The following is a 15,736-nucleotide window of genomic DNA, read 5'->3' as shown; positions in this document are numbered from 1 at the left end:
TAACATCTACTTCAGCATTTTGCTAGACATTATACCCCAACACAGTTTGGGGTATATCTTTTTTAGCCCTTGTGGCTTTCAAATGAAATTGGCAATTCCTATATTACATTAAAAATTCCAGTCTATGTGTTATCATGTTGGTTCGCCAAGTAAGTCTGAATTGAAGAACAAGCTTCCCAAAAAGCGGATTGTCTATCAGCAGGAACAAGAAATCTTTCATGTCTCCGGTTTTACACGGCCGGTATTGCCCGTGACTTTAAATAACGATGTCGATCTAGTGTTGGGTGCCCGGTGGAAATTGATTCCTTATTGGGTGAAGACCGAGCAAGATGCAGCCAAGTATGCCAATACGCTCAATGCCGAATCAGAAAGCATTTTTGAAAAGGCAAGCTATAAACCCTATATCCTTAAAAACAGGGGCCTATTGTATGTCACTGGATTTTATGAACCTCATAAAGCCTCCGGTAAAAAAGAATCGGAGAATTATTTTATCTATAAACCACAGCGAGAGATTTTCACTTTGGGCGTGGTCTATGCACCTTTTACGGATCAGGAGACAGGGGAGACGTATCCTACATTCTCCATAATTACTACGCCTGCCAATCCATTGTTGGAAGAGATCCACAATGAAAAGAAACGTATGCCCTTAATCATTGGTGAAAGTGACCGTGATGCATGGCTTTTTGCGCAGGGGAGAGATGAGATTAATGCCTTGATAAAGCCTTATGCTGGTCAGTTGGAAAGCCACGAGGTGATCCGTGTTACTGCGGATCGATCTGGAAACACGAATCGAGCGGACATTCAAAACCCATTGGACAAAAGAACACTATTCTGATACCCATAAAAAAGCCTCTCCAGTGGGAGAGGCTAATATTTTAGTGATTGGGTAATTTATTCTACTTATCTGCACAATTTACTCTACATTCAGGAACTGTGCAATTTCATCCCTGATTTCTACAGGTAGCATCATGTAGATTTCCTTTTTTAAGGTGATCTGATCGCCATTAATCGAGGAAACCTTTCCATCGTAATGAATGATAGATTCAAATCCGCCAATCAACCATTTCCCATCCTTTTGAAGATAGTCACGATGTTTCTCGTCCAATTTTTTTAGTTCTTTGATGATGTGCTCACTATCAAAGTTGTGATTCTTTACCATATGAAAATTTCCCTTTATATGCGTTTTTACGTGAGTGTAAAAAGAATTGTTCCTTGTTTAGGCCCTCACTGTATCAACTTGTGTTAAACGACTACGCCTGTATTCGTGAAAATATTGTGCCAAATTGGAAGTTACTACCATATTTTATTAAGATATAATAATTGTTTAACACATCTATTTCCACGTAAAGTGGCACTGCTTATTTATTATTCTGATTTAATTAACTTATTAACTTAAGATACTGGTGTTGTCTAAGTGCATGTTCGAAATTAAGGACGAGTTGTTTACTGATCTGTGTAGTAAACGAGACTCCTACAGATTTCATACATCCATTAACCAGTTATAGGTGCATAGCTTGCTGTCGTTCCAGATTTATCATCGAATGTCAGACGGATCTGTACTGTTTCCCTTTGGTTAACAAAAACTATGGCCTTATTATCTTTCTTGGAGATTCTATATCGCTCATGATAGTATCCAATCACCCTATCTAAATCATTCTTTTCCTGGACACCAAATCGAACCAAAACATTGAATTTTCCTGAATGGTTGAATCCATAAACGACACCTCTCTTTATGAACGGATTCGGATCCTCATAAATGAGAAAACTTGTCATTTCCTCTTGTAATTTTCTTTTCTCCTTTTGCTTAATTACCTCTTTCTTCGTTCCAAATGAAATAATAGGCTCTTCAAATAAATCATATTTAGGCACGATTTCAAAACGCAATCGGGCTTCTTCATCCTTCGTTTTTGCTGTAATCGTGGTCGTGCCTATCTGATTGGGGAGAAATATATTGTCTCTTTCAAAATCACCGATATATTTATTGCTCGATCGCCAGGTTACCGGTTCATCGGAATTGGTTTCCAATTCCAAACGCTCATGAGCATAAATTGGCCGATCAATTGGAATGATTTTTAATTTGTCTGATACTGCCTTCTTTTTCTCTTCCTTCTTTTTCTCTATTTTTTCTTCCTGGGAGGGAGGAACCTCAGTCTTAACACAGGAAAGGCACAGAAAAAACAGCGGAATACAGTACATAATTCGTGTTTTCATATTATTAAAAAATTGATTTCTGCATTAATATAGCTGGTTTAAGTTAATCTAAAGTTAATATTTTGCTAAATTCCTGTTTCAGCTTTTAATTGGTTATTTTTAACGCACATCATTTTTGATAGCTATGAACGAAAACGAAAAGATTCTATCCCTTATTCAAAAGTTAATGACTAACAGGAAGTTAGGAGATTTCCTGAAAACATACGATTATTCCTTAAACCTATATGGTTTGCGGATTTCGGATAGCCGGCATTATTTTATCCGGATCTCGCATCCCCAAACGGAAAATATTCTTTGGTTGCAAGAAGAATACATCCCCAAAAAAGACGAAAAGGGTCAATGGATCGAATATCCAACCATGGAAAATGCTAGAGTCGAACGGATCGAGCCTGCATTAACTTATATCCCGATGGACTTAACCTATGCAGAATTCTCCAGCAACCTACTTCAATTTTTGGAACAATTGAAGTCTTATCAAGGAAATCACCTCACTTTAAAAAGTTCGGATCAACTGCTACAGGATCTGGAAGAATTGATTCACGAAGTAAAAAGTCTACTATAAAATCTCATGCAAGCCATCGTCTAATCTGTATTCGATGGCTTGTCTAACATTGTTAGTTTAAATAGGTTCGACGCTATAGGCGATTCGCAAACCTCGTGTTAATCCCTCGACCCTAGAACTATCCACTCAGTCAAATTACCTACTTTCATAAGAAAATTCCTGAAATGAGGGAGATATGCAAGCAATTAGCTACAAAATTTATTTATGTATAGCGTTAAGGCAATCTGAGCTTCTGTGTACTTTAAAAAAGTGATATTTTAGCAGAAATAATTACAGTCTATGAAAAATTTTAGTTTACTTTTATTCGTTGCTATTCTGTTTGTTTCCTGTGAGAAGGATCATGGTATAAAACCTGAAGATGTAAAAAAGGAAGTTTCAGCTGATTTACAGGGTAAGGTTTGGACAGCTTATTCAGCACTTATTCAAGAAAATTCAGATCAGCATAAAGCACTTCCCCTAAATCAGACAGTCTTCAATAAGTTCAAATTTGATGGATCTGTTATCGAAGTGGAAAGCCCAAGCGGTCAGAAAACAAGATACGGTTACGATATCACGAACGCAACGCGTGCTGATGAGGATCTTCCAGATGCCTACCAGTTAACCATGAAATCAAATTATACAAATTTCTATATTACGGTTGCTAAAGATTATTCCGCAGCAAAAGTATATTTAACAGTAACCAACCAGGATAAAACATTCGCTAATTACGGCGTTATGTTCAAACAATAATTGGTCGTCAAAGCATTAAAGTATTAAGGGTTCTTCTTTCGGAGAACCCTTTTTATTTTCTATTATGAATGATTTGTTTAGATCAATAGGCCCATCCTATAAACCGCTGAACTAAATTCTTTCCCTCAAATATCCAGACCAAGTGGTTCCCACAGGCACCATCCCCAATGGTTTGGTAGGCAATATATACCTTATTGTATTTCTTTATCGTTAGTGCATTTTCCGCATGGAGTATTCCAAAGAGGTATTGCTCTGGAATTATAACTTTATGGCCGTTGATGACTGCTGTCGCGCTTTTAACTGCTGTTTTTGGTAAGCCACAATCAGCCGCATAATACACATTGCCATTCACGGTTTCCAATGCAGTTGTTGAACCATCAATATAGGATAGGTTATAATCGGCCTTGTGAAATGGAGCTATGGTATAGGACATCGTAAATTCACCAGCTTCCGGTGATGGCAAATCTTCAATATTTACCAATTGGGACTTGTGAAGGAATCCACTCTGCAGATTCATGTCTTTTTCAGGTTTTAGAAAAGTGAATGGGCGATTCACATAATAGAGAATCTTTATCCAATTTCCATGAATGGGATCCTCGGTTGCCTCATCAAGCAATACCACGGTATTGTTTTTCAATTTAGCTTTCACTGTGGACTGTGCGTTTGCCGCAGACCGGATATTGGTATATCCTTCTTTAGACTGTATCATATAAACCTGTCCGGAGGCGATTTGCATCAGGATACTGCACACCAGGATCATTCCCATTCGCAGAATGCATCTTTTCGTAAAAAATAGATAGGTATTTCTCATCCGTTCCAAAATTTAGGTCCAATTTACCCATTGCAGATTGTTTTATCGATTAATGGGCATATACAATGTGTTGACAGCACATTAATTATTTTATGGATGAGTAAACTTGATGTTTGCAAGAATCATACGCCTGTTTAAGGAAAATGCCATGATTGATGCCGATATTCTTAGTTTATTGAAGCATTATTCATTAAATTTATGCTTCACCAGATTTATAGTGATATGACCCATAAACATGTATTTAATGCCCGTGGAGTTTGCGAGATATGTAGTCAAACAGAGAAGGTATATCGCAACGCAGAAAAACATCAAGGAGGGGAGCGCACGTTAAATCAAGAGGCAACAAAAAATCAATCTTCCCTGGAGAGCCATGACCATTCGGCGTCAGATGCACATGAGCACGATCATGAACATGACCATGATCATAACCATGAGGAAGGTGATGGGATCTTCCGCCTTTTTTTACCCGCAATAATCAGTCTGGCACTTTTACTATCGGCTTTGGCTATCGATCATTTCTTAAAATATCCCTGGTTTACAGGGTGGATACGCTTGATTTGGTATATAGCGGCTTATTTGCCCGTCGGGCTACCCGTTCTGCGGGATGCATGGAAAGGTATCATCCGAGGAAATTTCTTTTCAGAATTCTTTCTGATGGGTATTGCGACCCTAGGGGCATTCGGCATTCAGGAATATCCGGAAGGGGTTGCTGTAATGTTATTTTATGCGGTTGGCGAAGCATTTCAAACGTTGGCGGTCTCCCGCGCTAAAGCAAATATCAAATCGCTCCTGGATCAGCGCCCTGATGAAGCAACTGTTATTCGGGACGGTAAAACTCAGGTTGTGAAAGCCCAGGATGTCCGAATCGGAGATATCGTACAATTGAAACCAGGGGAAAAGCTTGCACTTGACGGTAAATTATTAAGCGACAACAGCGCATTCAATACAGCAGCTTTGACCGGCGAAAGTAAACCAGATACCAAATCCAAAGGGGATTCCGTTCTGGCTGGAATGATCAACTTGCAGACTGTAGCTGAGGTTGAGGTATCGGCAGCTTACGAAGACAGCAAGCTCAGTAAGATTTTAGATATGGTCCAAAACGCGAGCAAGCAGAAGGCGCCAACCGAATTGTTCATTTCCAAATTTGCCAAAATCTATACCCCGATTGTGGTTTTCCTGGCGATTGGCATTGTGGCATTACCGGCTCTGTTTGTCCAGGATTATATATTTCAGGAGTGGCTTTATCGGGCATTGATTTTTCTTGTCGTATCCTGTCCGTGTGCATTGGTGATTTCCATTCCGTTGGGTTATTTTGGTGGTATTGGCGCCGCCAGTCGAAATGGGATCTTAGTGAAAGGAGGAAATTTTCTCGATAGTTTAGCCGCTGTCAATCATGTGGTCATGGACAAGACCGGTACCATGACCGAAGGCGTATTCAAAGTTCAAGAAATCCAATTCGATGAACAGTTCGATAGGGACCAGGTGTTACAGTATGTGAATGAAATAGAAAGCAAAAGTACCCATCCGGTAGCAACGGCGATTCACGAATATGTTGGCCAACCCATGGGGAACATTGACCTGAATGCAGTAACGGAAATTCCCGGACACGGCTTAAGCGCAACGATTGAAAATAAAGAGGTGCTCGTCGGTAATTTTAAATTAATGACAAAATACGGCATCGCATTTCCTTCAGCACATGCTGCAATACCGTATACAACTATTGCTGTTGCCTTGGATAGACAGTATGTTGGGTTCATCAGTATTGCGGATCAGGTTAAGGAATCCGCGGCAGCCACGATATCAGCCCTTCATAAAATGGGGGTCAAGGTAACGATGTTGAGCGGCGATAAAGCTGCCGTGGTCGACACGGTTGCTAAAGCCTTGGAAATAGATGCAGCGTACGGCGACTTGCTACCGGAAGATAAAGTAACGCACCTGAAAGAGATCAAACAGCAAGATGCAATCGTAGCATTTGTTGGTGATGGTGTCAACGATGCGCCGGTGGTTGCTTTGGCCGATGTGGGAATCGCAATGGGAGGCTTGGGGTCAGATGCTACCATCGAGACCGCCGATGTCGTAATCCAAGATGACAAACCTCGCAAAATCCCCATCGCCATTCAGATCGGTAAAAAAACAAAACGGATTGTTTGGCAAAATATCAGTTTGGCCTTCGTCGTCAAAGCAATTGTCCTTATTCTGGGAGCTGGAGGCATCGCCACAATGTGGGAGGCCGTTTTCGCTGATGTTGGTGTTGCCCTCCTGGCCATTCTCAATGCCGTGCGGATCCAACGGACTGATTTTACTAAGTCTTAAGCTCACTAAAGGTGGCTTCTTAATTTACCGGTGTTGCCTGAATAAGCTCCTTAGCATTCTTTTTCGTCTGCCAATTGAAAATATGGCGAACTGTGGAAGAATGGTAGGGCAGGAATGCAATAATCAGGAGAATCACTACATTAATAAGACAGAGGTATAGATAGATGTCCTGCAGCGCCAATACATTAACCTGTTTCTGAACGGCAGCAATAAAGGAGCCATCCACCGATTGGGGAATTCCCATACGTTCCGCCATTCGGGTTTGGTAAAATACCTGAAGCGAGTAATACCAATTACTTAAAAAACTGGACCAGAATACAGTGACCAAGAACGTGCGAACCAAGATAAACAGGACGATGCTGTGTAGGAACGCTTTCCCCGTGACATTGGCAGCCAGGTAGACTGCAGTGGCTATAAATGAAATGATGATCGCCATGCCCCTTAATATGATGGGCAGAATCAAATAGGTAATCGGCGTATTGCTGTTTATCAACCGGAAACACAGGAAATTGGATAGTAAATATAGAGCGGCCGCCAGTAGAATGATCATCTTGACTTTCTTGGTAATCTTGAAATAGATATATACTATTGCGCTGCCCAATGCATAGCCCGAGATCACATAGCTATTGATCTCCGCTTGTTTTGTTGGATTTCCTGGCAGGATGACATTCATCAGGTTGCTGATCAGGGACGTATTGCTGTAGAATAACCCGAGAAGGAATACAGTCAATAAGGTAAGGAACGTACTTTTCTGGCCAATAACCTTAAAACTTATAATCTTCCGCTTCTTCTTGACATTGAGGTTGAAGAATAATAGGGAAAAGGCTACAAAACAACAGATTCCGATAAGGATACTTTTGCTCGATAACCAATTTTCTTGCAATCCATAACTAGCGACAAAAGAAAACGAGAGTAGGCTTGCTGCAAGGATGATTGTTCCGAACCAATCGTACTGAAATAGAGGAATGCGCTTGAATACTTGCGTTCTGAAAGATATTAAAGCCAATAATAGACAACCTGCTAGCATGAGGTTCTGGAAATGATAACCCATTTCCCAAAAATAAGATGCAGCAAGATGGGCCGAGATCAACCCTCCAATTACAGGAAATATCATGTTCATGGGATAATAAATGGCGTACATCTGGTATCTTTCTCCCGTTGGCATCAGGTAAGGCATCAGTTCAGAAATCATGGCCATGGTGACAATAATTTTGATGCAGCCAAAACTGAACATCAGCATGACATTCAGAAGTGGGGAGGGGTTTATCGACAGCAGGCCGTTAATCACCATTAACAAAATTATGGAAATAATGATGATCTGCTTCTTGGGCATAAATAGCGTCAAGCGAAATATTAACGGTATGGAGCAGACCATTCCGGCACAATAGGCATACATGGCCATGGAAAGATCGGCGCTTATAGCGGCCTGATCGCCGATAATATACGGGTAAATCGTGCTGGGAATACCACTACTGAAGCATAGTGCGATGGCCAATGCCAATAGGATTGGAAATTTCAGTTTCTTGGGGACCCAAAGTCGAAAGATACTGTCCATGGTTAATTGGCCTCCACCACCACATTTAAGCCCAAGACCAGTTTATCAAGATCATGCTTATCGTTATCTTCCGTAAACTCGATGCGTACAGGTACGCGTTGTTGGACCTTTACAAAATTTCCGGTACTGTTATCCACTGGGATCATGGCATACTTGGCACCGGTTGCTTCAGAAACCGCCATAATCCTTCCCTTGAATTCTTTTTTACCAAATGCATCAATATGCATCGTGACCAATTTTCCGAGTTCAATTTCTTTCATCTGCTTTTCGGTATAATTTGCAGTAACCCATTTCTGCTTCCCGCGCACAATACTGAACAAGGGTTGTCCCGATTGAATGAGTTGACCTACTTCTACAGGCATCCTCCCCAATATCCCGTCGTATGGCGCCACGATAACAGTATAGGAAAGGTTTAGCTTGGCCAAATCTAGGGCTGCTTGCGCCCGTAGTATGGCCGCATCGTTTATCGCAGTCCGCTTATTTGTTTCCACAGTGCTCAGTTGCGTACTTGTCTTCTGGGCTGACAGGGCCTTGTATTTAGCGAGAAGCGATTCGTACGCAGTCTTTACCTCTTCGTATTGATAAACAGCAATCGCGTCCTTATCCATAAGGGCTTTGAATCGATTATAGTTCACTTCTGCATTTTGAAGACGAGCTTTCAATTCTTCGAGATTGGCATCTGCGATATGTTGGCTGTTTTCTGCAATCTGTACTTCGGTATGGACTACGGCATGCCCCGCCCGTGCATCCGCAAGCGCTGCCAATGCATTTTCGACCTGAATTTTATATTCCTCGTTTTCCAATACGACCAAAGTATCTCCTTGGTGAACCTGCTGATGCTCTTGAAATTTTATTTCCTTGATATAACCTGTTATTTTTGAACTGACTGGATTGATATGGCCATCTATCTGGGCATCCTCCGTGTATGTGCTACGGTTGAATTTAAAAAACTCCAGCATGCCCCATCCAATTATCCCGAGTATCAAGATAACTGAAACTATATTTACAATGTAAATCTTTAGCCTTCTATTTTTTTCCTTTGCTGTTAAAGGGTGATCAATTTTGGAACTCATATATGTATGTGCAATTTAAATTAGTTCAATGTTTAACTATTTAGGCAAAAAAACACTAATACAGTGCTTTTCTGATTTTAACCAAGCTATTATTTAATTCTTTGATTTCATCCATACTGATATCCTGGATAATTTTATCCAAAAATTCCTGTTGGATCGGCTCTACCTTTGCCTGATAGGCAAAGCCTTTGGCAGTCACGGTAATTTTATTATTGCGACGATCATTGGGATCTGGGATTCGTTCAACCAATTCCCGTTTGCATAGGTTATCAATTAATGGGGTGATACTTGCTTTACTCTTCTGAACAGCATCAGCAATATCCTGTTGGTTGAGTTCGCCTTCTCGCCATAGTACAGCCAACACCTGTACCATTTCATAGGTGAGGTCTAAATCCAATTCCTTTACCCGTTGAAAATAAAACTGTTTGATGCCAACCCGCAAGGAAATGATATTTGAAATCAATTGTCGAACGACTTTGTTTTCCATGGTCACTTAATTAAATAATTGTACAAAGTTAAATATTGAATAGTTAAATATCAAACTAATTTAACAGGAAATGACATGATTATTTCAATTATGGCTTTCTATTGGGATTGATTGCAGTAACTTTGGGGCATGCACAAGAAAATAGAAGAAGTTAATAGTTATATCCACGAAGAACGTCAGCAATTGCTGACGCATCCCTTATATAAGACAATTCAGACCGTTGAGGATCTCCGTAAATTTACGGAAGGCCATGTGTATGCGGTATGGGATTTTATGTCTCTGTTAAAAGCATTACAGATTAAATTGACTTGTACGAGCATCCCTTGGTTTGCCAGTGCATTACCGAACACCCGTTATTTGATCAATGAAATTGTCCTGGCAGAAGAATCCGATGAATATATTGACGGTCGCCGACTGAGTCATTTCGAAATGTATCTGGATGCTATGCAAACGGTTGGTGCGAATATTCGGCCAGTTCAAGAATTTTTGGACAAGGTACAGGCGGGCATTACGGTGAAGGATGCGTTGATCAGCGGAAAATTAGATCAGCGGATTCAGGATTTCTTAAATTTTACATTTTCCATCATCGAAGGAGGGGAGCCCCATAAAATTGCGGCGGCATTCACGTTTGGCCGCGAAGATCTTATTCCCGATATGTTCACTTCCATCCTTGGTTCGCTGAAGGAACAGTTTCCAGAAGCCGACTTGGAAAAGTTGATCTATTATTTTCAACGACACATCGATCTGGATGGAGATGAGCATGGTCCATTAGCGATGCAGATGATCATGGAACTTGCCCATGAGGATGAAAGGAAATGGGATGAAATTAAGGAAACCGCTAAAGAATCCCTGCAATTTCGAATAGGACTATGGGATGCTATTGCTGACCAGATTGAATAAAAAAAGTCTCCAATATTTTTGGAGACTTTTCGTTCGGTTAAATGGATGCTTTATTTCGCTTCCAAAGTAATCGTACCTAAATCTTTTGTCTGACCTGTTGTAACAGTGACATCCACGTTTTTGGTTAAAAATGCTGGATTGGTTGGCACAACGGAGATTGTATAATCACCTTGAGGAATACCCGGGAAGTAAAATTCTCCCATGGTAGTCGACATTGTTCCTGCAATGGTATCCTGCCCGTGAATCGCATAAACATGCGGTTCAGCGGCAATAGGCGTAACAATACCTTTAACCACACCGGACACCGCTACTGGGATTGCACGGATCACCGGCTTTAGCATGTATTTGCCATTACCTGTGGTATGAATAGAACGCGAGGCATCAAAGTCCAACAAGAGTGTATACGCCATGTTCGGGATCAAATCGTCCTGAACTTTGATTTTTACACCAGATGATTGGCCCGAAGGGGTGGTCAAGTCGTGGCGTTGGCCATCGATCCATACATCATTACCTTCATCATCCAAAATCAAGCGAATTTCCTGTAATCTTCCTGAAGGAACATCATGCGATGCCAATACAGTATCTCTCCCCAAACGGAACTTTAAGATATCGAATGGTAGGTTATCATCGATATCAATAACCTCACGGCCACCTTCGGTAATAATTTCCACAGCATCTAAATTTAAATTGATGGCATCATAAAAACCTGGTGCATCGGTCATTTTCAATGTGAATGGCGTCGTTCCTCCGGAAGTTCCCGTTGAATCTGTACTACAGCTAGCTAGCGCTAATGCCGCTGCTACAGCTGTAAATCCTAAAAATGCTTTCATAGATTATAATATTAATAATATCAATATCCGATTTAGGCAAATACTATTCCAAAAAGAAAATTTAGTGCTAAGAAAGGAATATCGGCTTATCGAGTTTGGTAGCAATTCGATAGGCGGCATTCATTAATCCGACATGACTGTAGGCCTGCGGAAAGTTTCCCCATTGGCTTCCGTCCTCATCGTGGATATCTTCGGAGAATAATTTCAGTTCATTACCATATTCCAATAAACGTTCAAAGGTTTCCTGAGCTTCTTCCAACCTGCCGACACATGCCAATGCTTCAACATACCAAAACGCACAAACAAGGAATGTGGATTGTGGTTTCCCAAAATCATCCCGATGCAAGTAGCGGTAGAATAACCCATTCTTGCCTTTTAATTCAGCCTCCAAGGCCTCCAGATGTTTTTTTGCTCGATCCGACGTTGGGTCAAGATAATTCATCAAGATCAACTGCAAGGTACTGGCATCCAGGTTTTCACCTTCATTTGAATTGCGGTAAACCTGGCGTTCAGGGTCGTAGCATTGCTCGATATAGTCCGCTGCCTTTTCCATCAATTCTGTCGCTTGTTGGGCAATATCCTCGTATTCGTTCAATTTGGCAATCTTGAGTGCCGCTGCAGCGCCTGCCCACTGGAATAAGTTGGAGTACGCATGGTGATTCGCAAGATTACGGAACTCCCAAATCCCGGCATCCTTTTCATCAATTGTCATTGAAATTTTATCCAAGATATATTTTAACCAACCCTTTGCTTCCTTACGCTCATCTTGCGGAAACCGAAAGTCCGTATAGAGTGGGAGAAGGGCAATCATCGCTTGCCCATATACATCATTTTGTATGTGTTCGTAGGCTTGATTTCCTATCCTTACGGGTTTATTTCCCTTATAACCCTCCAAGTAGTCCAATGTCTGCTCTGTTAATACTTTTCTGCCGAGGATTCCGTACAAGGGTTGTAAGCGGCCCGCGTCAGACTGTGTAATGCCTGTAATGAATTTTGAAAATTCCTCAAGCTCATCGAACTTACCAATATTACTGAGGGCGGTCAGGTCATAAAAGCTGTCACGAACCCAGCTGAATCGGTAATCCCAATTCCTTCCAGACCCAGGAGATTCCGGTAGACTGGTAGTGCTGGATGCAATAATGGCTCCGGTATCCTCGTATTGGTGCAGTTTTAACACCAGCGCTGAACGGATAATATGGTCCTGGTAAAAATTGGGAATATTTGCTTTCTTCGTCCATTTCCGCCAGTATAATTTTGTTCGATTCAGAAAATCCTCCGCGGTATGTGCCAATGGCGCTTCAAAAGGGCTACCGTAAGAGAGAATCATATATTTTTTCTCGGTCAGGATAAAGTTATTCTTATCGGTATCGAAGAAGTGGCTGATAGGAATATCCGTCGTCAATCGCATATTTTCGGACCCTGCCGTAAATTGAACATGGTTACTGCCCCGAGCTTTTTGGAAATCTTCTTTTCCATAGTTTGCTTTAGGATTGCAGTTAACTTTGATTGCTGGATTACCGTATAAAGGTTCTACGATGCGCACGAGCATGAGCGGTTTGAAATACCGTTCATATTGGATGAAGCGCGGTGCAAAATCAATTACTCGAAAGCCGTCGTTCTCGCCGCGGACTTCTGTCACCAGGATATTGGTGTTCTCCAGATAATATTGTTTGGAATTGATCTGTTTGTCATCCAATCGAATGTTGAACTCTCCACCTTTGTCAACATCTAAAAGGCAACCGAAGACAAAGCTGTCTTCGAATGTTGGCCAACATAACCAATTGATATTGGTGCTTTTGTGGACATGTGCTATATAATTACAATTCCCAATAATTCCACTATTATAGATATGTCTTTTATTCATTTTTGTTGTTTTGTGTTCATTCTGTAGCCAGAAAGGCTAACAGATCCAATACTTCCATATAATTTTCAACGTAATATTTGGCGTGAGATTGTTTATCACCCACCTTTATGGTTATGGCATTAGCGGGCAGCGCCAAGAACATGTCCTCATCTGTTGCATCATCCCCGATACAAAGGATAAAGTCCGGAGCGATCTGGTTCATGAGGTTGAGTGCCGCCTTTCCTTTATTTACCTGTTTGCTCTTGATTTCGATAACCCGATCTCCATTGATCAATTGCAGGTTCAATGTTTGATTTACATGACGAAGCTCCCGCAACAGTTCCTGCGCTTGGCGCATACCAAAGGCTCGCTCCACTTTGCGGTAATGCCACGCTAAGGAGTGAGTTTTCTCCTCGATCAGCGATCCTGGCGTTCTATCGGTAAATCGCTGCAGGATGTCACGAATCTCGGATTTCCAATTATCCTGAAGTCCTGGTACCAAATGCCAGTCGTGATTTGGATAGTTGCTCCAAATACCATGTTCCGCAATGGCATAGTAAGCCTTGTTTCCAAAATATTGTTCCAAAAAATGATATTTCCGACCTGAAATAACCGTAACATGATTTCGTTCATCGGCACTAAGGTCATCCAACACGGTCAGTACTTGTTCCGTTGGAATGGCTTTATCGGCAACTTTATTAAATCCAACCAAGGTTCCATCATAATCCAGAAGGATCAGTCGGTTCGTACTGATAGCATACCGGTCCTTAATGGCTTCGAGCACCCTTGTTTTTACTTTCCTCGCCAATTCCTGTTGTTGCTGTTCCTTCACTTCCGACAGTCTTTCCATGAAGAGGTTGACCCAATGGTGGACCGTAAATTTAGAAATGATTTCCTGACTGGCTGAGAGGCGTTCAGCCTGCTCCTCCAGAGGCATCTCAATAGCCTCATAAAGTGTTTCGCTGGTTCGTCGAACTGCATAAGGGTTGATTTGAAGAGCATCAGACAATTCCTTTGAAGCTCCAGCAAATTCACTGATCACCAGGACAGCAGGGGCATCCTGTTTACTGGCAATGTATTCCTTGGAAACTAAATTCATCCCATCATAGAGCGAGGTGATTAAGCAGATATCCGCAGCCAAGTAATGTGCCGAAAGGATTTCAAATGGTACAGCATGATAAAAGTATGCGACCGGTTGCCAGCCCGGCTTCCCATAAACGGAATTGATGTTCCCAACCATGCGGTCAATCTCGTTCCGCAATTTCTTGTATTGATTGACTTGGTCGCGCGAAGGCACGATCAGCATAAATAGAACGACTTTACCGATAAGCTCGGGGTGCATATTGAGCAATAACTCAAAAGCATTTAACCGCTGAATTATCCCTTTGCTATAGTCCAGTCTATCCACAGAAAGGATAAGTTTTTGATCTTTAAAAAGATTCTTCAACCGCTGGCTGTAGGTGATGGTTTCTGGTGAGAGGGCTTGTTGGCTGTATTTCTCATAATCGATCCCCATCGGGAAAACATCGACGGATATACGCCTACCGGACAACCTGAAATTATCTCGATCAATTTCATTCTGAAAGATCCCACTGCAGGAGTCTAGGAAATTATCTACATTCTCAAACGTATGGAATCCGACAAGGTCGGCACCAAGCAATCCCCTTAGTAATTCTTCGCGCCAAGGTAGCATCTGGAAGAGTTCTACGGGAGGGAAGGGGATGTGGTGAAAATAGCCAATGGAGGCCGATTCATTCATTTCCCGGAGCATCATCGGCAGTAACATCAATTGATAATCATGGACCCAGATCCGCATGGAAGGATCAACAATCTCTGCCGTTGCTTCCGCAAATAGCTGATTTACCTCCTGATAAGCATTCCAATAAGATTCCTTCAATTCAACATAACTCGGCCGATAATGGCATAATGGCCATAGGACAGCATTGGAGAACCCTTCATAATAATCCCGAATCTGTTTTTCTGTCAGGAAAACAGGGATAAGATTTAGTTTTTTCAGCTCCTCGCGAATGTAGGCCTCTTCCTCTTTGTTCTTCGGAATAATGCCAGGCCATCCTAACCAATAAGAGCCATTTTCTTTGTAAAATGAACCCAAACCGGTAGCTAACCCACCTTCACTAGCCGTAAATTTTAACTTGGACTTCTTGCGTTCGATCTTGATGGGGAGTCTGTTCGAAATAATAAGCGTTTTGACCGTTGAACGGTCTTTTGAATGTAGCATAACCACTTAATAAACAATGCTGTTCAAATTTTGTTTTGTATTTCAAGTTTAAACATCAACATCTTCCAAAACTTTCTTTCCGTCCGAAAATACAGTACTTAAATATGATTCTCGTCATTTAATGAATTATCTCAATTTTGCAATTGTTTTATTATTTATATTTGATATTGAAAAACATTATTA

General features: G+C 41.3%; 14 protein-coding genes. 5 read left to right on the top strand and 9 right to left on the bottom strand.

All coding sequences use genetic code 11. The features are described from left to right. Positions 1-124: 124 nt before the first annotated feature. Positions 125-835 carry an SOS response-associated peptidase gene (locus G6N79_RS12430; protein WP_103906235.1) on the top strand — a complete coding sequence of 237 codons (711 nt, stop codon included), beginning with the start codon at positions 125-127 and terminating at the stop codon, positions 833-835. A gap of 78 nt (positions 836-913) precedes the next feature. Here the strand turns inward: G6N79_RS12430 and G6N79_RS12425 are convergent, their stop codons facing one another. Both G6N79_RS12425 and G6N79_RS12420 read right to left on the bottom strand, forming a co-directional pair. After that, positions 914-1,159, bottom strand: coding sequence for a hypothetical protein (locus G6N79_RS12425; protein WP_103906236.1), 246 nt, complete (start codon positions 1,157-1,159; stop codon positions 914-916). A gap of 332 nt (positions 1,160-1,491) precedes the next feature. After that, on the bottom strand, positions 1,492-2,211 hold the full coding sequence (locus G6N79_RS12420) for a hypothetical protein (protein ID WP_146060616.1): 720 nt from the start codon (positions 2,209-2,211) through the stop codon (positions 1,492-1,494). Positions 2,212-2,335: 124 nt separating this feature from the next. Between G6N79_RS12420 and G6N79_RS12415 the strand changes: the two genes are divergently transcribed. Continuing rightward, entirely contained in the window at positions 2,336-2,773 is a 438-nt protein-coding gene (locus G6N79_RS12415) for a hypothetical protein (RefSeq protein ID WP_103906238.1), read from the top strand. Positions 2,774-3,052: 279 nt separating this feature from the next. Then, complete coding sequence (locus tag G6N79_RS12410; RefSeq protein WP_103906239.1) at positions 3,053-3,502, top strand: hypothetical protein; 450 nt, start codon at positions 3,053-3,055, stop codon at positions 3,500-3,502. 82 nt (positions 3,503-3,584) lie between these two features. Here the strand turns inward: G6N79_RS12410 and G6N79_RS12405 are convergent, their stop codons facing one another. Next, positions 3,585-4,268 (bottom strand): hypothetical protein, encoded by a 684-nt coding sequence (locus G6N79_RS12405; protein WP_103906240.1) that lies wholly within the window; start codon positions 4,266-4,268, stop codon positions 3,585-3,587. A 267-nt stretch (positions 4,269-4,535) separates the two neighbouring features. Between G6N79_RS12405 and G6N79_RS12400 the strand changes: the two genes are divergently transcribed. After that, on the top strand, positions 4,536-6,626 hold the full coding sequence (locus tag G6N79_RS12400) for a heavy metal translocating P-type ATPase (protein WP_103906445.1): 2,091 nt from the start codon (positions 4,536-4,538) through the stop codon (positions 6,624-6,626). 19 nt (positions 6,627-6,645) lie between these two features. On the opposite strand, the gene G6N79_RS12395 is transcribed toward G6N79_RS12400, so the two are convergent. From G6N79_RS12395 to G6N79_RS12385, 3 genes are all read right to left on the bottom strand, one after another. Next, entirely contained in the window at positions 6,646-8,181 is a 1,536-nt protein-coding gene (locus G6N79_RS12395) for a hypothetical protein (RefSeq protein ID WP_103906241.1), read from the bottom strand. Positions 8,182-8,183: 2 nt separating this feature from the next. Continuing rightward, positions 8,184-9,140: an HlyD family secretion protein gene (locus G6N79_RS12390; RefSeq protein WP_160003719.1), complete on the bottom strand. Its 957-nt coding sequence runs from the start codon at positions 9,138-9,140 to the stop codon at positions 8,184-8,186. 169 nt (positions 9,141-9,309) lie between these two features. Beyond that, complete coding sequence (locus G6N79_RS12385) at positions 9,310-9,741, bottom strand: MarR family winged helix-turn-helix transcriptional regulator (RefSeq protein WP_103906243.1); 432 nt, start codon at positions 9,739-9,741, stop codon at positions 9,310-9,312. Between the two features lie 129 nt (positions 9,742-9,870). Between G6N79_RS12385 and G6N79_RS12380 the strand changes: the two genes are divergently transcribed. Then, positions 9,871-10,641 carry a DUF3050 domain-containing protein gene (locus G6N79_RS12380; RefSeq protein ID WP_103906244.1) on the top strand — a complete coding sequence of 257 codons (771 nt, stop codon included), beginning with the start codon at positions 9,871-9,873 and terminating at the stop codon, positions 10,639-10,641. A gap of 50 nt (positions 10,642-10,691) precedes the next feature. Here G6N79_RS12380 and G6N79_RS12375 read toward each other — a convergent pair whose 3' ends face one another. The 3 genes from G6N79_RS12375 to G6N79_RS12365 form a co-directional block, all read right to left on the bottom strand. After that, entirely contained in the window at positions 10,692-11,471 is a 780-nt protein-coding gene (locus G6N79_RS12375; RefSeq protein ID WP_103906245.1) for a DUF4382 domain-containing protein, read from the bottom strand. A 67-nt stretch (positions 11,472-11,538) separates the two neighbouring features. After that, positions 11,539-13,335 carry a glycoside hydrolase family 15 protein gene (locus G6N79_RS12370; protein WP_103906246.1) on the bottom strand — a complete coding sequence of 599 codons (1,797 nt, stop codon included), beginning with the start codon at positions 13,333-13,335 and terminating at the stop codon, positions 11,539-11,541. 16 nt (positions 13,336-13,351) lie between these two features. After that, positions 13,352-15,553, bottom strand: coding sequence for a bifunctional alpha,alpha-trehalose-phosphate synthase (UDP-forming)/trehalose-phosphatase (locus G6N79_RS12365; RefSeq protein ID WP_103906247.1), 2,202 nt, complete (start codon positions 15,551-15,553; stop codon positions 13,352-13,354). Between the last annotated feature and the right edge of the window lie 183 nt (positions 15,554-15,736).

It is taken from the genome of Sphingobacterium lactis (genome assembly GCF_011046555.1).
Lineage (GTDB): Bacteria > Bacteroidota > Bacteroidia > Sphingobacteriales > Sphingobacteriaceae > Sphingobacterium > Sphingobacterium lactis.
The sequence above is the reverse complement of the archived record's forward strand: the minus strand, read 5'-3'. Positions and strand labels throughout refer to the sequence as shown.